Source organism: Streptomyces sp. NPDC001137 (genome assembly GCF_040298885.1).
In the GTDB taxonomy this organism is placed as follows: domain Bacteria; phylum Actinomycetota; class Actinomycetes; order Streptomycetales; family Streptomycetaceae; genus Streptomyces.
This window is the reverse complement of record NZ_JBEPBA010000020.1, coordinates 97,515-115,384: the sequence shown is the minus strand read 5'-3', so window position 1 is coordinate 115,384 and position 17,870 is coordinate 97,515. Positions and strand designations below refer to the sequence as shown.

The window sequence follows — 17,870 nt, the reverse complement described above, 5'->3', positions numbered from 1 at the left end:
CGGGCTAGGACGGCGATGGCTGCCCGCAGGCTGGCGACGCGGGGTGCTTGCTACTGCTGGTAGAAGATCCGGTCGCCGTACTCCTGCATCACCCGTGCGTTCCACTCGTGGCCGCCGTCCACGTTTCCGGACCGCAGCAGTGGCGGTTCGATGCCCCGCTCGGCGAGGGTGCCCGCTGCCGTGGCCATGACGGCCTGGAGGATTGCGCTGGTGACGACCGTGGAGGCCGGGGCGAAGGGGGCGGGGACGGTGTCGAGGGTGAGGGTGGCGTCGCCGATCGGGATCTTGGAGTCGAGGACGATGTCGCAGTGGTCGCGCAGATAGGTGCCGGACCTGTGCCGGGACCGGGTCTCGGTCGCGTACGCCACCGAGGTCACGCCGATGACCTTCGCACCGAGCTCGCGGGCGTGGACGGCCATTTCGACGGGGAGGGCGTTGCGGCCGGAGAGGGAGATGATCACCAGCGCGTCGCCGGCGCGGAGCGGCGAGGAGTCGAGGACGGCGGTCGCGAGGCCGTCGACGCGCTCCAGGGCGGAGCCCAGCGTGGCCGGCATCACGTCGACGCCGACGACGCCCGGTACGGCGAGCAGGTTCATCAGGGCGAGCCCGCCCGCGCGGTAGACGACGTCCTGGGCGGCGAGGGAGGAGTGCCCGGCGCCGAAGGCGAAGAGCCGGCCGCCGCCGGTGACGGTGTCGGCGAGCAGGGTGCCGGCCGCCGTGATGGACTGTGCCTCCTCGTCCCGGACCCGTTGCAGGAGGTCGATCGCGGCGTCGAAGAACTGGTCGGCCAGTTTGCCGTCGCTCATGCGGGTCCTTCCGGGGCGGTGTGGGGGCCGGGCGCGGATGTGTCGCGGATCACCGTGCGGTCTGGACCAGTGCCGTGTCAATACGGGGGGTGAGTGCCGGGGCGTAACGCCGTGGTTCCAACGGCGAGGCACGGTTGTCAGTGGTATGCGTCAGAATTGAAGCCAGGGCCAGCGCACGCGCCGTGAAGCTGTCGTGCTTCCGGCAGATCTCATCGAGGGGCACGTATGTCCGGACTGATCGACACTACGGAGATGTATCTCCGCACCATCCTCGAGCTGGAGGAGGAAGGTGTGGTCCCCATGCGCGCCCGGATCGCCGAGCGGCTGGACCAGAGCGGGCCGACCGTCAGCCAGACGGTGGCGCGGATGGAGCGGGACGGTCTGGTGTCCGTCGCGACGGACCGTCATCTGGAGCTCACGGACGAGGGCCGTCGGCTCGCCACGCGCGTGATGCGCAAGCACCGGCTCGCCGAGTGTCTGCTGGTCGATGTGATCGGCCTGGAGTGGGAGCAGGTGCACGCGGAGGCCTGCCGCTGGGAGCACGTGATGAGCGAGGCCGTGGAGCGGCGCGTGCTGGAGCTGCTGCGGCACCCGACGGAGTCGCCGTACGGCAACCCGATCCCGGGGCTGGAGGAGCTGGGCGAGAAGGACGGCGCGGACCCGTTCCTGGACGAGGGCATGGTGTCGCTGGCGGATCTCGACCCTGGCGCGGACGGCAAGACGGTCGTGGTGCGCCGTATCGGCGAGCCGATCCAGACGGACGCGCAGCTGATGTACACGCTGCGGCGGGCGGGTGTGCAGCCCGGTTCCGTGGTGAGTGTGACGGAGTCGGCGGGCGGTGTGCTGGTGGGCAGTGGCGGTGAGGCGGCCGAGCTGGAGGCGGATGTCGCCTCCCATGTGTTCGTCGCCAAGCGCTGAAGCCGTCAACTTCCGTTGTTCCAGGGGGGTTGAGGCGTGCTGCGGGCCGGTCGCCGATCTCTTCCGCGTCTGGTTCCGGTGCGTCGAAATCGCAGCGCTCGGACGTTTCGCGTGCGAGGCTGTCGCGTGAGGCATATGACCTGAGGGGGTCGGGGAGGATGTGCCGCAGACGTGTGGAGGGCCCCGGCGCCCTGTGGCGCCGGGGCCTGTCCTCCCCTGTGCTGACCCGGAGCCCCGAGCTCTCAGGGTCATCCCCTTCGGACCGTTTTCCCCGAGCGGTCCGCCTCCCGCTGAAGATCTCCCCTCGGCGGCGGCGATCATTCCTCGGGCGAGGTCACTCGTACGAGGGGTGTTGCCCGCAGACACAGTATTTTCGAATACGCATTCGATAGTCTGCGGTGACACGGCACGCGGAATGTGCGCTTCAGGAGTGGGCGCACCAGCACCGAGCGCACAGGAACCGAGCGCACAGGAACTGAGCTCACACGAACAGGCAGCTGCACGGCACGGCAGGACACGGTTCACAGGACCGGCCGGCTCGAGCGGGAGCGAGGCGGTCCGAGCGGAGCTAGGGGGGTGCCAGGACGATGGCGCAACGCATCGACGTGACCGGGGCGGGCGGCGTACGCCTCGCGGCCTGGGAGTTCGGCGACCCTCCCAAGACCGATCAGGCGCAAGCCGCGCCCGAGAACATCCCCGGTGTGCTGTTACTGCACGGCCTGATGGGCCGCGCCTCGCACTGGGCGTCCACCGCCCGCTGGCTCTCCGGCCGGCACCGCGCCGTCGCCCTCGACCAGCGCGGCCACGGTCAGAGCGAGAAGCCCCCGCAGGCCTCCTTCACCCGTGAGGCGTACGTCGGGGACGCCGAGGCCGCGCTCGAGCAGCTCGGCCTCGCCCCGGCCGTTCTCATCGGCCACGCGATGGGTGCGCTGACGGCCTGGCAGCTCGCCGCCAAGCGCCCCGACCTGGTCCGGGGCCTGATCATCTGCGATATGCGGGCCTCCGCGCTCGGGGCCGCCTCGCAGCGCGAGTGGGCCGACTGGTTCAAGGCCTGGCCCGTTCCCTTCGCCACGCTCGCCGATGTGCGCAAGTGGTTCGGCGAGGACGATCCGTGGGTGGAGCGGCCGAATCCGGCGCGGGGGGAGTTCTACGCCGAGGTGATGCACGAGTCGCCCGACGGCTGGCGGCCCGTCTTCGACTACGAGCAGATGCTCCGCTCCCGGGAGACCTGGGTGTACGACGCGCACTGGGAGGAGCTTGCGCAGGTGCAGTGCCCGGCGCTGGTGGTGCGCGGCCTCGACGGGGAGTTGGGGCGGGCCGAGGCGCAGGAGATGGTGCGGGTGTTGCCTCTCGGCGAGTATGCGGAGGTGGCTGATGCGGGGCATCTTGTGCACTATGACCAGCCGGTGGCTTGGCGGGCGGCGATCGAACCGTTCCTGGATGCGGCGCTCACTGCGTGAGGCTGGGCCGGGCGCCTAATAGCTCGGGGGTTCTGTTGTTTGGCGGGTGCGGGTTGGTGGGGGCTTGTCGCGCAGTTCCCCGCGCCCCTATGGGCGCGTTGCAGGCCCCCGCGTCAGGAAGGCGCCGTCAGCCGGGTCAGCAAGGGCCGTCAGCCCTTGCTCACCGCCGTCAGGATCTCCGGGAGGCGGGCCGCTGTGCGTGGGGCCGCCAGGCGTAGGCCCGCCAGGGTGATTCCCGCTCCGTATGCCGCGCCCGCCGGCAGCAGTAGCCAGCTCCACCGGTCACCGTCCTTGGCCACGTTGGCCCAGATCGTCGCGGCGATGACGGGGGCGGACAGCAGGGCCGCCGACACCATGCCGCCGAGGATGGAGATCCACGCGAGGCCGGCCTGGCCGGGGGCGACGTTCTTGTAGCCCTCCTGGGGGATGGAGTACGGGAAGCGGGCGGATGTCCACGCGCCGGTCGCCAGCATCGCGCCGAGCAGCGCGAAGGACAGGCCGAGCACCTCGGGCAGGCGGGGCCAGTCGCCGAGCATCGCGGTGGTCAGGACGGTGACGAGGGTGGCGTACGGCAGGGTGATCACCAGCAGGGCCAGGGCCCGCCCACGCAGCTCGACGTAGGCGTCATGTGCGGAGGAGATGGTCGTGGCGACCATCCAGAACGCGGAGGTGTCCTGCCCGAACTGGTTGTACATCTGGATGCCGAGCATTCCCGCGGCGAAGCACGCGAAGTAGATCGAGCCGGTGCCCTGAAGGGCGTTGAACACGGGCACGATCAGGCCGATGGCGAGGGAGGTCACCCAGGCCGCCTTGGTCTTGGGGTCGCGCCAGATGTAGCGCAGGCTGCGTTCCATGACCGTGCCGGTGCGGCCGGCCGGCAGGAGGCGGGCGAGGCCGCCGGTGGTCCGTTCGCGGGCGGCGGGTTCGGCGGCCTGGAGGGTGGAGCCGTCGGGCGAGGTCATCAGCCGGGTCAGATGGCGTGACCACACGGCGAGCAGCAGTGTCAACGCGGCAAGGGTCAGGGCGAGTTGGAGGGCGGCGACACCGTACGAGCCGTCGCTCACCGAGTCCACCGCGCCGATGGCCGACGCGGGCGGCAGCCACTTCAGGACGTCCGCCACCGGGTCGAGTTGCGAGAGCCCGGAGGAACCCAGGCGCTGCGCCCCGAAGTTGACCAGCTGCGCGCCGACCGCGATCACCAGGCCGCTCAGCACCGCCAGGTCGCGGCCCTTGCGGCTGGTCAGCAGGCGGATGTTGGCAGCCGCCACGGCCCGTGCCAGGGCCACGCACACCAGCAGCCCGAGGACGACGGCGAGGACACCGACGGCGTACGCCGCACCGCCGTGTGCGACCGCGATCACCGAACCGGCCAGCAGAAGCAGCGTGAACAGCGGCCCGATGCCCACCAGCGAGGCCGCCAGCAGCGCCCGCACCAGCGGCCGTGGCCGCAGCGGCAGCATCACAAGGCGCGTCGGGTCGAGCGTCTCGTCGCCGCTGGGGAAGAACAGCGGCATCACCGCCCAGCCGAGCGCCAGCACGGACACCACTAGCGCGACCACGGACAGGGCGTGGGAGTTCCCGTGCAGTGCGATCAGTCCGAGCAGTTGCAGCGCTCCGAACAGCACCACGACGACGGCCGAGACGACATAGGCGGCCCGCCGTCCGCCGGACTGCCTGAGCCCGTTGCGCAGCAGTGACAGCTTCAGCCGTACGAAGACGGCAGTGAGGTTGGCCTCGCCCGTCATCGTGCGCCGCCGCCCAGCCAGTCCAGGTTCGACCCGGTGTCGCGGCCGCCCGCGCCGACCAGTTCGAGGAACGCCTGCTGCAGCGAGGAGGCCTCCCCGCGCACCTCGGCGAGCGTGCCGTGCGCGCGGATACGGCCGGCGGCCATCACGGCCACCCAGTCGCACAGGGACTCGACGAGCTCCATGACGTGGGAGGAGAAGACGACGGTGGCGCCCGACGCCGTGTACCGCTCCAGGACCCCGCGGATGGTCTGGGCGGAAACCGGGTCGACGCCCTCGAACGGCTCGTCGAGGAAGAGCACTTCGGGGTTGTGGAGCAGCGCGGCCGCGAGGCCGATCTTCTTGCGCATGCCGGTCGAGTAGTCGACGACGAGTTTGTGCTGGGCGCCGGCCAGGTCGAGCACGTCGAGAAGCTGCGTGGCCCGCTTGTCGACCTCGGCCCCGGGCAGGCCGCGCAACCGCCCGCTGTACGCGAGCAGTTCACGCCCCGACAGCCGCTCGAAGAGCCGCAGCCCCTCCGGCAGCACCCCGATCCGCGCCTTCACCGCCACCGGATCCCGCCACACGTCGTGCCCGACGACCTCGACGCTCCCCTGATCGGGCCGCAGCAACCCGGTCACCATGGAGAGGGTCGTGGTCTTCCCCGCTCCGTTCGGCCCGACGAGCCCGATGAACTTCCCCGCGGGCAACTCCAGATCAATCCCGGCAACGGCAACTTGCTGCCCGAACCGCTTCCACAGTCCCTGTACGCGCACGGCGGCTGACGTCATGCAAGAACCCTACGGGTGTGTAGTGCCCCGCAGGGGCGCGGGGAACTGCGCGAGCAACCACCACGAACCGCAGCCGCGAATCTACCGATCCCGCCCACACGCATAGGCAAGCGGAGAGATCAATTCCTCCGCGTCCGGCAACCACCGATTGGCAGGCGTGGGCCGACAGGCCCACTGGACGGCCCCCCGCGCCCCGTACCGCGTGGGCGGCGCAGCCACATACGCCCCCTCCCCGAGGGCAACGAGATCCAGAGAAGAGGGCGACCAGCCCAACTTCCGCACCAGTTCGGGCATCTTCACCGCCGCCCCGGGCAGCACGAAGAAGTGCATCCGGCGATCCGGCGTCAACGTCACGGGACCGAGCGTCAACTCCATGCGCTCCATGCGCGCCAGCGCGAGGAAGCCCGCGGTCTCGGCGACCTCGATCGCGTCGAACGTCCGGCCCGTCGGCAGCAGGATCGACGCCGTCGGATGCTTCTGCCACATCCGGCGGGCGACGGTCGCACTGCCCGTCGCCAGCGCCTCCCAGTCGTCGTCCGCCGGATGTGCGCCGCGCGCGGCGCACGCGGTGTCGCCGCAGGAGCAGTGCCACACCCCGTCGACGGCTTCCAGCCAGGTGCCGGGAAAGACGTCCCAGTGGCGCTCCTCGGCGTAGCGGACGGCGGTCTCCTGCAGCGATTCCCCGCGCTGCTTCGGAATCTGAGCGGCTTCGGGGCCGGCGATCGTCTCTTCCACGGTGAACTCAACTCCCGCATCCACCTGGAGTTACGGGGGTAGCGCGCGCGGGGGAGGAGCATTGATTCCGTATCTGGGGCGCATGGATGCATGTGTGGGGGCGCGCGGGAGGAACCTCGGCGTGAGCTGGGTAGCCACCGGTGGGGTTGGGTTCCGTATTTACCCCGGCAATCCGCGCAAGCCTCGCATTTTAGGTCTGTCGGCGGGGCATTGATCTTCACGGCCGGATCTTTTCGCTTCAGGGAATTGTTCCCAGGGGGTACGCCATGGCCGCAAGGCCTCTCGTCGCGCGACAGCCGAACGAACGGTTGCAGGCGCTCATCCAGGAGGCGGGGTGCTCGAACGCCGGGCTCGCCCGTCGGGTCAACATGTGCGGCGCCGAGCACGGCCTCGACCTGCGCTACGACAAGACGTCCGTGGCCCGCTGGCTGCGCGGGCAGCAGCCGCGCGGGCGTGCCCCGGCGATCATCGCGGAGGCGCTCGGCCGCAAGCTGGGCCGTACGGTCACGATCGACGAGATCGGCATGGCCAACGGCAAGAACCTCGCCTCGGGTGTCGGGCTCCAGTTCTCGCCGACGGTACTGGGAGCCATCGAGCAGGTCTGCGAGCTGTGGCGCAGCGACGTGGGGCGCCGGGACTTCCTGTCCGGCTCGTCCGTCGCCGCGTCCGCGCTGGTCGAGCCGAGCCGGGACTGGCTGATCTCCTCGCCCGACTCGCAGGTGTCGCGCTCGGCGGGCCCGCGGGTGGGACAGTCCGACGTGGCGGCCGTGCGCGCGATGACACAGGCGCTGGTGGATCTGGACCATCAGTACGGCAGCGGGCATGTGCGCCCGGTGGTCGTGCACTACCTCAACAGCGTCGTCTCGGGGCTGCTGGCGGGGTCGTACCGGGAGGCCGTCGGCCGTGACCTGTTCGCCGCGGTGGCCCGGCTGACCGAGCTCGCGGGGTACATGGCCGTCGACACCGGCCAACCGGGCCTGGCCCAGCGGTACTACATCCAGGCGCTGCGGCTCGCACAGGCCGCCGGGGACCGCGGCTACGGCGGGTACGTCCTCGCCGCCTCCATGAGCCACCTCGCCGCGCAGCTCGGAAACCCGCGTGAGATCGCGCAGTTGGCGCGGGCGGCGCAGGAGGGGGCGCGTGGGCGCGTGACCCCGCGCGCGGAGGCGATGTTCTACGCGGCGGAGGCGCGCGGGCACGCGCTGATGGGCGACGCGCGGGCGGCCCAGGTGGCGTCCGGGCGGGCGGTCACGGCGCTGGAGTCCGCCGATTCCGCGTCCGGGGACGACCCGGCGTGGATCACGCACTTCGACGAGGCGTATCTGGCCGACGAGTTGGCGCACTGCCACCGGGACCTCGGGCAGGCCGAGGCGGCGGCGCGGCGCGCGCAGGAGTCCCTGGCCGGGCTCCCCGAGAGCAAGGCGCGCAGGCGGGCCATCGGATACGTGCTGCTGGCCACCGCGCAGGTGCAGCAGCGGGAGATCGAGCAGGCCTGCAGCACGGGACTGAAGGCCGTGGAGCTCCTGGAGTCCCTGCGCTCCAACCGGGGTGCCGAGTACCTGGAGGACTTCCAGCAGCGGCTGGAGCCGTACCGGGACGAGCCGGTGGTACGGGAGTTCGGGGCGCGACTCGATCTGCAGGCGGCCGCGTGAACCCGCGGCAAACAGCCGGTGGCCGTGCGGGGGCGGTCGGAATGGTTGGCAGATACAGCGGTCTGTGGAGCGGTTTTGTTACTGCTGTCACAGGGAAGGAGGTTGCGTCCTGAGCTGCGTGGCACCCGGCTCGGGGGACCCGGTAGCGTGAGCCGACGATTCCGAAGGTCCCCCATTCGTAGGAGTCCCGGTGACGCAGAGTGGACAGGGCGAGGAGCCCTCGCCGCGCGAAGCGCGCGAAGGCATCGTGCTGCCCTCCGACGGCGGCGAGCCCCTGCTGCCGGGCATGCTGGGCGCCCAGGCCCCGACCGGCCCGCAGCCCGGCCCCTACGGCGGACCGCCTGCCGGCAACCCCGCCGGGCAGCACCCAGGCCCGTACAACGGCCCGCAGACGGGCTCGTACGGCGCCCAGCAGCCCGGCACCTACGGCGGCCCGCAGACCGGCCCGTACGGCGCCCCGCAGGCCCCGGCCCCGCCCGGCGGCCGGGCCTGGGGCACGCCGTGGGGTCCCGATCAGCAGCAGAGCCCGGCCCCGGCCCCGGCGCCGGGCCAGGGCTGGCCGGCGGCACCGGCCCAGACCTGGGGAGCGCCCGACCAGCAGCAGTCGCCGCCCCCCGACCAGTGGGGTGCGCCCGCGTCCGGAGCGCTGCCCCCGCAGGGCGCCCCGGCCCCGTCGTACGGCGGGCAGCCCGCGACCTCGCAGCCCCCGGTGAACGCCCCGCTGCCGCCCGCCGCTCAGGGAGGACCGGCTGCGCCGCTGCCTCCCGCTGTCCCCGGTGGTGCGCCTCTTCCGCCCGCTGTGGACGAGGGGGCCACTCAGTACATACCGCCCGTCGCTGCTGTTTCCGACAGTGAAGGGGCGACGCAGTACATTCCGCCCGTCGCGCCGGGGGCGTTGCCGCCCGAGGTGGGTGGTGGACCGGTCTCCGAGGCGACCCAGTTCCTGGGGCATGTGCCGCACGCGGCCGGGCCCGACTCCCAGGCCACCCAGTACATACCGCCCGTGACCGGGCAGGCGCCGTACGGCATGCCGCAGGGCGGGGACCGGCAGCCGCCGGCCGAGTTCGACAGCCTCTTCCGCAGTGGGCCGGGCAGCGAGAGCCCCGCTCAGGCCACGCAGCAGATGCCACGCTTCCAGCAGCCGCCCCCGCCCCCGCAGGCCGCGTACACCCCGCCCGGCGACGGCGGCAGCGGCGGCCGCAGCCGCTCACGGGTGCCGCTCATCGCCGCGATCGGTGTCGGCATCGTCGTGCTCGGCATCGGCGCCGGCGCGCTGCTCAACGGCGGGAGCGGCAGCGGCAAGGACAAGAACCAGACCGTCTCCGCCACGGCCCCGGCCACCGGCGGTTCCGCCTCGTCGGCCGCCGATCCGGCGAAGCAGCAGGCCGTCGCCCTGGACAAACTGCTCGCCGACAGCGGTGACAGCCGGGCCTCGGTGATCCGGGCGGTGGCCAGTGTGAAGGGGTGCCAGGACCTCGGCCAGGCCGCCTCCGACCTGCGCGACGCGGCCAAGCAGCGCACCGAGCTGGTCACCCGGCTGTCCGGCCTGTCCGTCGACAAGCTCCAGGGCCACGCCGCGCTGACCGCCGCGCTCACCAGGGCCTGGCAGGCGTCCGCGGCGGCCGACAACCACTACGCGGCCTGGGCCGACCAGGTCGGCGGCAAGAAGGGCTGCAAGAAGGGCCAGGCCCGCCCCACCGGCCAGACCGCGGCCGGCAACCGTGAGAGCGGCACCGCCAGCCAGCAGAAGGTCAAGGCGGCCCAGCTGTGGAACGCCATCGCTAAGACGTACGGCCTGACCACGCGCCAGCCGACCCAGCTGTGACGTGAACGCGCGGACGTGAGCCTCAGTTCACGTCCGCGCTCTGCAGCGTCTTCGTGACGTCCACGAACCGCTTGTCCGCCGCGACGAGTTGGCCCTGACGCACGACCTGCAGGGTCACGTCGGCGTTGACCATGCGGGAGAAGCCGATGGTGGCCAGCGGGCCCTCGGAGGACCACTGCAGGGTCGGCGTCAGTCCGCCCGTGTCGACCTTCACCCCGTCGTCGAGGGCCTTGCGCACCGTGTCGGCCGACACATCGCCGCTGCCCAGCGACGCCACGACGGCCCTGAACACCGTGTACGCGATCCATGTCGTCTGCACCCCGGTGTCCGAGGCGTCGATGCGGTTGTCGCCGAAGGCCTGCTCCTGGATCACCTTCTTCATGGCGTCCCAGCGCGCATCGCTCGACACCGGGTACCAGCCGGTGACGTACGAGCCCTCGTACGGACCCGACCGCCCGCCGGACTCGTTGATCACCGTCTGGTCGACGCTGTCGAGCGTGGCGGCGGTCTTCACCGCGGGGTAGGCCTCGCGGTCGCGCCGGAAGGAGTCCATGAAGGTGTCGGTGCGGTCCCCGAGCGCGGGGATCACGCATCCCCGCTTCGCCGGGTTGCCGGTCGTGGCCGTCAGCGCCTGCCGTGAGGGCCCCGAGTACTCGGTGGTGTCGTCCGCCGCCCGCTGGTCGATCGCGGGACGGTGCCCGCCCGCCTTCAGGCCGGAGTCGAGCATGGCGTGCAGTTCGTCGCCCGCGATGCTGTCGGGCCGCACGAGCGCCACCGGGCCGCAGCCGCCGGCGAGCTCCTTGCCGAGGCCGGCCAGCAGGGCGGGCTGGCCGCCGTTGACCGGGTAGGACATGGGACTGGTGAACTCGGCGGTCGTGACGCCGTAGCCGCCGATGTAGGGGATGCCGGCGCCCTCCAGCTCGGGGAGGTAGGAGTCGCCGTACTGGCTGTAGGAGCCGACGACCGCGACGACGTTCTCCTTGACGGCGAGGCGGGCGCACTTCGCGGCGGCCACGCTGTCGTTGTGCTCGTTGCAGGTCAGGACCTTCAGCTTGCGGCCGTTGATGCCGCCCTGGGCGTTGATCCAGCGGGCGTAGGCCTGCGCGAAGGCCGGCATGCCGGGCTTGTTGGTCGCGTTGGTGTCCGAAGGTGCCCAGGTCATGACGGTGATCGGGGCATCCCCGGAACCCCCCGTGGTACCGGGGATGACCCCGCAACCGGCGGCGAGCGAGGCACATGCGACCAGTGCCCCCGCCGAGAGGGCGGTGGCTCTGCGAGGCCGGGTGCGTGTGGGGAGGAAGGTGCTGCGATTGCGTCGCCTGCCGGTCATGGGCACACACGCTTCCGCCACATCGCCAACCCGGGGGTGACCTTCAGTTATCGAACAGTGACGTAAAGGTGAATTGCGGGGGTCGGTGGGGCGCCCGAGGGGGAGAACGTACGATCGATGACCGTGCAAGGTTCGGAGAACTCTTCCCGTCGCGGCCGTCGCTCCTCCACCATGGGCGGCATGCCACTGAACGACATGCCGTGGTGGCGCTGGCGCAGCAATGTGCGCTCCGCGCTGCACATGCTCTCCGACCCGGCGTTCCAGCAGAACGTCTGGCTGGCCGGCGTCGACGGATACGGGGACGTGACCGACGCCGTGTACCGGCTGGTCGAGGACACCTGGCTGGACAACTGGTCCGCCGAGAAGTACGTGGGCACGATATTCCGGGACTCCCAGGAGGCGGCCCTCGTCGACACCGCGGTGCTCCGGGTGCTGCGGATCATGCACCAGGTCGGGCCCGACGCCCCGGTCTCCGCGTACGTCGAGAACCAGGCCTGGCCGGAGGCGGTCCGGGCGGCCCGGGACGCGCACGTGCGGATGGCGGCTGCCGACGGGGAGGACCCGGACGCGCCGCCGCGCACACTGGAGGTGCTGCGGATCATGACGAGGTCCGCGTAGCGGACTCCGGTCCGGACCGGGGGCCACTTGTGGGACCCTGTCCTGCATGAACGCGCAGTCCACCCGAGCCGTGGCGCTCGACGACCAGTACGTCCTCACGCTCTCCTGCCCCGACAAGCGGGGCATCGTGCACGCCGTGTCGAGCTATCTCTTCATGACCGGCTGCAACATCGAGGACAGCCAGCAGTTCGGCGACCACGACACGGGTCTGTTCTTCATGCGCGTCCACTTCTCCGCCGAGGCACCGGTGACGGTGGACAAGCTGCGGGCCAGCTTCGCGGCGGTCGGTGACTCCTTCCAGATGGACTGGCAGATCAACCGGGCCGACGAGAAGATGCGCATCGTCCTCATGGTCAGCAAGTTCGGGCACTGCCTGAACGACCTGCTGTTCCGGGCGCGGATCGGTGCGCTGCCGGTGGAGATCGCGGCGGTGGTGTCCAACCACACCGAGTTCGCCGAGCTGGTCGGCTCGTACAACATTCCCTTCCACCACATTCCGGTCACGAAGGACACCAAGGCGGACGCCGAGTCCCGGCTGCTGGAGATCGTCCGTGAGGAAGGGGTCGAGCTGGTGGTGCTCGCCCGCTATATGCAGGTCCTCTCCGACGATCTGTGCAAGCAGCTCAGCGGGCGGATCATCAATATCCACCATTCCTTCCTGCCGAGCTTCAAGGGTGCGAAGCCGTATCACCAGGCGCATGCCCGGGGCGTGAAGCTGATCGGTGCGACGGCGCACTACGTCACCGCCGATCTCGACGAGGGTCCGATCATCGAGCAGGAGGTCGAGCGGGTGGGGCATGACGTCACGCCGGACCAGCTCGTCGCCGTCGGGCGGGATGTGGAGTGCCAGGCGCTGGCGCGGGCGGTGAAGTGGCATGCCGAGCGGCGCATTCTGCTCAACGGGCGCCGGACGGTCGTGTTCGCCTAGCAGCTCGGGGCTGCTGGTTGTCGGGCGGGTGCGGGTGCGTCGTCGCGGTGCACCCACGGCTTTTCAGGGGCGCGGGGAACTGCGCGACCAACCCCCACCGACCCCCACCCGCCGACGAACCGCAACCCACCCCTACATCCGGCTCAAGCTGGCCGCAGCGAACAGCACATCCCTGATCGCCTCCCGGTCACCGACCTGCCCCACCGCCGCCTCCGCCGGAGGCACATGCCCCGCTGCCAGGCGGCAGAACTCCGCGCCGTCCAGGGCCACATGGGCCACCTCGTGCGCGGCGGAGCCGACCGCCGCGGGGGAGTCGAGGGGGATCAGCCACTCGCCGCCGCCCATCCCCTCGATCTCCAGCCGCAGGCTGCGGCCCGGCTCGCCCGCCGGGACCAGGTGCCGGTGGTGGGGAGGCGAGGCCAGGCCGGCCCGGCGGCGGGTCGCGAGTACGTCCGGCAGGACGCGCGCCGCGAGGTCGATCATGCGGTGCATATGGCGTGGGGCGGGCGGCTCGTACGGGTAGTCGACGGCCTCGGCGATGTCCTCGGCGTGCACCCAGCACTCGAAGGCCCGGTCCAGCATCGCGTCCCGCAGCGGCAGCTCGAAGTCGCCGTAGGAGACGGCCGGGCGGGCCGGCCCCGAGTCGTGGGCGAAGGACACCGTGCGGACGAGGTCGTGGGTCTGCTCGCGCCAGGGGGCCCGTACGGAACGGCCCGGCGGGAAGTGCGAGGTGCGCCAGTACGCCTCGGTGCGGGCCCGGGGTGTGGGGCCCGCCGCGGCGATGTCGCCCAGCGGGTCGTCGAGGCCGAGGGCGACCGCGACCAGTCCGTCGACCGACAGCAGATGGGCGATGACCCCCGCGACCGTCGTACGACGGGTCATCGGGCCCTCTGCCTCGAACCAGCGCAGCCGCACGGGCCTGTGCCACTCGGCGTCCCCGATGTCCTGCAGCAGGGCGTCGAGCCGGGCGGCCTCCGCGTCGTACGGAGCCGCCCACCCGGGCACCGGGATGCGGGGAGGCCGCCGGTCGAGGCAGCCGTCCAGGACGCGGGTGCGCAGGCCCGGGTCCAGGTCGAGGCTCTCCGGCTGGTGCAGCAGACCGACCGCCTCACGCAGCCGCCGCGCCTCGTCGGCGCACGAGCCGCAGTCGCCCAGGTGCTCCTCGACGGCCGCCGTCTCCTCCGGCGAGCAGGCGGCCAGTGCCCAGGCACCGAGGAGCGACTTCAGGACGCGGTGCTCCAGGACCAGCGGAGCGGATCGTGGGGCGGCCTCGCCCAGGTCCGCCAGGGCGGGCAGCGGCCGCCCGCCGTCCTCCACGGAGGCGCGGGGCATCGGAATGCGGGGCGGCTGGTCGGGGCCCTGGGGGCCGTCGTCGCCGTTGTCGTGCGCGGGTCCGCCCGGGATGCCGTACCCCTCCTGCCGCTCGTCCTTGTCCTGCCCGTCCTGCCCGTCCTGCCCGTCCTGCTCGTCGTGCTGGTCGCTCTTGTCGCCGAAGCGGCTCTTGTCGTCGAAGCGGCTCTTGTCGTCGAAGCCGCCCTCGCCCGCAGGGCTGCCCTTGCCGCTGCGGTCGTCCTCGCCGTCGAATCCCTCGTGGTCGAAGCGGTCCGCGCTGCCTGCGTCGTTCACACGGCACCCCCGTAACCGGGTGGTGCGCCGGCGTCGTGGGCGGTGGACAGGAGCTGAAGGCCCAGGCGGAGCCGGCGGCGGGCCTCGTCCTCGGTGACGCCCAGGTCGGCGGCGGTCTGGCGGTAGTCGCGGCGCTGGAAGTAGGCCAGGTCCAGGGCGGCGCGCAGCGGGGCGGGCATGGACGTGACGATGTAGTCGGCGCGGGCGGCGACCGAGGCGCGGCGCACCTTGCGCTCCAGCTCCTCGGCGGAGCCGCCGGAGCCCTGGGCCAGCGCGGCGGTCTCGGTGGCGCGCAGCCGCTGCACGGCGAGGCGGTGGGTCAGCGCGGCGACCCAGGTGCGCAGGGGGCCCTGCTTGGGGTCGTACGCCTCGGGGTGTTCCCAGACATGGGCGAAGACGTCCCGCGTGATGCCGTCGGCCGCGCGCTCGTCCCCGAGGACGCGGTGGGCCAGGCCGTGCACGAGGGAGGCGAACCGGTCGTAGAGCTCGCCGAGGGCGGCCGCCTCACCGCGTGCGAGTCGCTGCTGCATCTTGCGGTCCCAGCGGGGCGGTGCGTCCTTCTTCGTCATACGGCCCCCTCGCCCCTGCCTGTCCGTCGGCCCGGCCTGCGTCCATCGTCTCCTCGAATGTAGTCGGCACCTACGACAGTGCACGTCGCTTTGTCGCAATGTGTGCAGCCTGCGTTCTGTGCCTGCCTACCCGCCCGACCCTCGATCAGACCTGATCGAACAGGATCGAAGCCGATTAAAACAAGCCTCTTCCGATCAGTTTCCGTTTCTTGCCTCGTGTTTCAGGGAACGGCCGCTGGGCAGCCGCGCTGCAAGGAAGCGTAGTGATGGCTTCCGTTTTGCGGGGACTCCGGCGAGCGAAGGGCATGGTGGTGGCGTTCTATGTGACCGGCGGCGAGCAGGGCGACTGGACCGTGCTCCGTGTGTCGGGCGAGCTGGACCTGGTGACGTCGCCGGTGCTGCGTCAGCGGGTGCACGACGTGGTGGCCGACGGCCGCCACGGACTCGTCCTCGACCTCTCCGAGGTCTTCTTCTGCGACTCCAGCGGCGTCGGCGTGCTCATCGCCGCCCGCCGTCTCATCCGCTCCTGCCAGGGCACGCTGCGCCTGATACTCCCGGCGCAGGGTGCGGTCGAGGGCTCACACGTCAACCGCGTCCTGGGCGCGCTGGGCGTACGCCGGCTGTTCGACGTGTACGCCGACGTGGCGTCGGCGGTCGCGGAAGAGGCCGATCCGCTTTCGGCCTGACCTGGGCGGAAGCTGTGCAAGCGGTCACGGCTCACCTCCGTGTGCCACACAGTTGTCCCGAAATTCCCCCGGTCTTGGCACAAGCGCCGCTTTCCCGCGCCCGGACGGTCTCCCGCGTCGTACGCTCCGACGAGACGCACCCGAGATGACGTAAGGCGGCCCGAAAGACATGGTCAGCAGCGAGTACGAGCGCAGGATCGCCGCCCGGTTCGCCACCTTCGACCAGGACGGCAACGGCTACATCGACCGCGAGGACTTCAGCTCGGCGGCCAAGGCGCTGCTCACCGAGTTCGCCGTGGCGGCCCGCTCCGACAAGGGCCAGGCACTGTACGGCGGAGCCGAGGCGTTCTGGCAGGGCATGGCCGGCATAGCGGACCGGGACGGCGACCAGCGCATCGACCGCGAGGAGTTCGTGAACGGCGCGGTCAAGCGCCTGCGTGACAACCCCGAGCGGTTCGCGGAGATCGCCCGCCCCTTCCTGCACGCGGCCCTCGACCTCGCCGACACCGACGGCGACGGGGCCGCCACCGTCGAGGACACCGCGCGCGTGCTGCGCATTCTGGGCGTGGACGAGGACCTCGCCCGGACCGCCGCCGCGGCGCTCGACACCGACGGCGACGGCAAGGTCGGCGAGGCGGAGATCGTCCCGGCGTTCGCCCGCTACTTCACCGTCCCCGAGTAGCGCTCCCGCAGCTTGTACTTGAGCACCTTCCGCAGCGTCTCGTTACGGGGAAGGGCGTCCACCACCTCCAGCTGCTCCGGCAGCTTGTGCACCGACAGCCCTTCCGCGCGCAGGTACGAGGTGACCGCGTCCAGGGTCAACTCCCCGGCGCCTTGCGGCTGTGCCCCCACCTCGATCACCGCGCACACCCGCTCCCCGCGCTCGGCGTCCGGCAGCCCGATCACCGCTACGTCCCCGACGGCGGGATGGGCGGCCAGCAGGTCCTCGATCTCCTTCGCCGAGATGTTCTCCCCCTTGCGTATGATCACGTCCTTGAGCCGCCCGGTGAGGACGAGATGCCCGCTGTCCTTGACGAACCCCAGGTCGCCGGTGCGCAGAAACCCCTCCTCGTCGAAGGCCTCCGCCGTCTGCGCCGGATCCAGGTAGCCCTGGCAGACGGCCTCCCCGCGCAGCCGCACCTCCCCGTCCACGATCCGTATCTCCATCCCCTCCGGTGGCCGTCCCTCGGTCGTCGCCAGGTTCTCCACGGTGTCGTCCGGCGCCCCCATGGTGATCATCGGCACCTCGGTCATGCCGTACCCGTGGGTGAGCTGCACCCCCATCTCCCGTACGACGGCGTGGTACACCTCCGGTGGCTTCGGCGCCCCACCGCCCGCGAGCAGCCGGAGCGAGGGAATGACCTTCCGCCCGGGCTGCTTGCGCTGCTGCGCGAGGAACATCGAGTAGAACGCCGTCGACCCGCCCGCCACCGTCACCCCGTGCTTGCGGTACCCCTCCAGCGCGTCCGGCAGCGCGAACTGCTCGAACATCACCGCCGGGAAGCCGTACAGCAGCAGCATCACCGTGTAGTCGGGTCCGGCGATATGGGCGTACGGGAAGGCCATCGAGCCCACGTCGTCCGCCGACAGCCGCAGCGCGTGCGCGAGACACGAGCCGCCCGCGATCAGCGAACGGTCCGTGTGCAGCACGCCCTTCGGGTCGGAGGTCGTCCCCGAGGTCCAGTAGATCCAGCGCACGGAGGTGCCCTCGGAGGGCGGCGGGGGCAGCACCCCCGGATCACCGTCGGGCAGCACGTCGTACGCCTCGAAGACGCCCTTCGCGCCGAGTCGCCGCGCCATCCCGGTGTGGTCGAAGCCCCGCCACTCACCGGGTACGGCGAAGAACTCGGCCTTCGACTCCCGCAGCGCGAAGCCGACCTCGCGGTCCCGGTAGAACGGGATCACCGGAGTCTGTACGGCGCCCAGGCGGGCCAGCGCGAAGGACAGCAGGGCGGTCTCGATCCGGGTGGGCAGCTGCCAGGCGACCACCGTGCCGGGACGTACGCCCATGTCGTACAGACCGGCCGCGACGCGCTCGGCACGCGCGCGCAGCTCGCCGAAACTCAGCGAGCGGTCGTCCTGGAGGAGGACGGGCCGGTCGGGGGTGAGGTCGGCGCGGCGGGCGACCAGGTCCCAGAGGGTGCGGGCTGCGCTCAGTGCGTGGGCGGTGTCGTTCACGGCGGCCCCCTCGTGGAGCGGACA

At 71.5% G+C, this 17,870-nt stretch carries 16 protein-coding genes; 8 read left to right on the top strand and 8 right to left on the bottom strand.

Annotated elements, in window-relative coordinates; genetic code table 11:
• Positions 1–50: 50 nt before the first annotated feature.
• The gene (locus ABT254_RS32645) at positions 51–806 is read right to left on the bottom strand and encodes an SIS domain-containing protein (protein WP_351478030.1); all 756 of its coding nucleotides are present in this window, start codon (positions 804–806) and stop codon (positions 51–53) included.
• 225 nt (positions 807–1,031) lie between these two features.
• On the opposite strand from ABT254_RS32645, the gene ABT254_RS32640 reads away from it, so the two are divergent.
• On the top strand, positions 1,032–1,724 hold the full coding sequence (locus ABT254_RS32640; protein ID WP_030941023.1) for an iron-dependent transcriptional repressor DtxR: 693 nt from the start codon (positions 1,032–1,034) through the stop codon (positions 1,722–1,724).
• Positions 1,725–2,311: 587 nt separating this feature from the next.
• Complete coding sequence (locus tag ABT254_RS32635; RefSeq protein ID WP_351478027.1) at positions 2,312–3,184, top strand: alpha/beta fold hydrolase; 873 nt, start codon at positions 2,312–2,314, stop codon at positions 3,182–3,184.
• A 149-nt stretch (positions 3,185–3,333) separates the two neighbouring features.
• Here ABT254_RS32635 and ABT254_RS32630 read toward each other — a convergent pair whose 3' ends face one another.
• The 3 genes from ABT254_RS32630 to ABT254_RS32620 all read right to left on the bottom strand — a co-directional run bounded on the left by ABT254_RS32630 (position 3,334) and on the right by ABT254_RS32620 (position 6,434).
• Positions 3,334–4,929 carry a transporter gene (locus ABT254_RS32630; RefSeq protein ID WP_351478024.1) on the bottom strand — a complete coding sequence of 532 codons (1,596 nt, stop codon included), beginning with the start codon at positions 4,927–4,929 and terminating at the stop codon, positions 3,334–3,336.
• Complete coding sequence (locus ABT254_RS32625; RefSeq protein ID WP_351478022.1) at positions 4,926–5,699, bottom strand: ABC transporter ATP-binding protein; 774 nt, start codon at positions 5,697–5,699, stop codon at positions 4,926–4,928. The genes ABT254_RS32630 and ABT254_RS32625 overlap by 4 nt, the downstream gene beginning before the upstream one ends.
• An 81-nt stretch (positions 5,700–5,780) precedes the next feature.
• On the bottom strand, positions 5,781–6,434 hold the full coding sequence (locus ABT254_RS32620; RefSeq protein WP_351478019.1) for a bifunctional DNA primase/polymerase: 654 nt from the start codon (positions 6,432–6,434) through the stop codon (positions 5,781–5,783).
• A 266-nt stretch (positions 6,435–6,700) separates the two neighbouring features.
• Here ABT254_RS32620 and ABT254_RS32615 point away from each other — a divergent pair, with 266 nt between their 5' ends.
• Both ABT254_RS32615 and ABT254_RS32610 read left to right on the top strand, forming a co-directional pair.
• The gene (locus tag ABT254_RS32615) at positions 6,701–8,086 is read left to right on the top strand and encodes an NsdA family TPR-like regulatory protein (RefSeq protein ID WP_351478016.1); all 1,386 of its coding nucleotides are present in this window, start codon (positions 6,701–6,703) and stop codon (positions 8,084–8,086) included.
• 190 nt (positions 8,087–8,276) lie between these two features.
• Positions 8,277–9,911, top strand: coding sequence for a hypothetical protein (locus ABT254_RS32610; protein ID WP_351478013.1), 1,635 nt, complete (start codon positions 8,277–8,279; stop codon positions 9,909–9,911).
• Positions 9,912–9,933: 22 nt separating this feature from the next.
• On the opposite strand, the gene ABT254_RS32605 is transcribed toward ABT254_RS32610, so the two are convergent.
• Complete coding sequence (locus ABT254_RS32605; RefSeq protein ID WP_351478011.1) at positions 9,934–11,241, bottom strand: ABC transporter substrate-binding protein; 1,308 nt, start codon at positions 11,239–11,241, stop codon at positions 9,934–9,936.
• Between the two features lie 117 nt (positions 11,242–11,358).
• On the opposite strand from ABT254_RS32605, the gene ABT254_RS32600 reads away from it, so the two are divergent.
• Both ABT254_RS32600 and purU read left to right on the top strand, forming a co-directional pair.
• The gene (locus ABT254_RS32600) at positions 11,359–11,859 is read left to right on the top strand and encodes an SCO4402 family protein (protein WP_351478008.1); all 501 of its coding nucleotides are present in this window, start codon (positions 11,359–11,361) and stop codon (positions 11,857–11,859) included.
• Between the two features lie 46 nt (positions 11,860–11,905).
• The gene (gene purU, locus ABT254_RS32595) at positions 11,906–12,787 is read left to right on the top strand and encodes a formyltetrahydrofolate deformylase (protein WP_351478005.1); all 882 of its coding nucleotides are present in this window, start codon (positions 11,906–11,908) and stop codon (positions 12,785–12,787) included.
• 132 nt (positions 12,788–12,919) lie between these two features.
• Here purU and ABT254_RS32590 read toward each other — a convergent pair whose 3' ends face one another.
• Entirely contained in the window at positions 12,920–14,413 is a 1,494-nt protein-coding gene (locus ABT254_RS32590) for a zf-HC2 domain-containing protein (protein ID WP_450748423.1), read from the bottom strand.
• Positions 14,410–14,982 (bottom strand): sigma-70 family RNA polymerase sigma factor, encoded by a 573-nt coding sequence (locus tag ABT254_RS32585; RefSeq protein WP_351478002.1) that lies wholly within the window; start codon positions 14,980–14,982, stop codon positions 14,410–14,412. The genes ABT254_RS32590 and ABT254_RS32585 overlap by 4 nt, the downstream gene beginning before the upstream one ends.
• Before the next feature lie 305 nt (positions 14,983–15,287).
• On the opposite strand from ABT254_RS32585, the gene ABT254_RS32580 reads away from it, so the two are divergent.
• Complete coding sequence (locus ABT254_RS32580) at positions 15,288–15,668, top strand: STAS domain-containing protein (RefSeq protein WP_030940995.1); 381 nt, start codon at positions 15,288–15,290, stop codon at positions 15,666–15,668.
• A gap of 169 nt (positions 15,669–15,837) precedes the next feature.
• Positions 15,838–16,350, top strand: a complete 513-nt coding sequence (locus tag ABT254_RS32575; protein ID WP_351477999.1) for an EF-hand domain-containing protein — start codon at positions 15,838–15,840, stop codon at positions 16,348–16,350.
• Here ABT254_RS32575 and ABT254_RS32570 read toward each other — a convergent pair.
• The gene (locus ABT254_RS32570) at positions 16,329–17,846 is read right to left on the bottom strand and encodes a class I adenylate-forming enzyme family protein (RefSeq protein WP_351477996.1); all 1,518 of its coding nucleotides are present in this window, start codon (positions 17,844–17,846) and stop codon (positions 16,329–16,331) included. The two genes, ABT254_RS32575 and ABT254_RS32570, sit on opposite strands and share 22 nt — an antisense overlap.
• Positions 17,847–17,870: the final 24 nt, after the last annotated feature.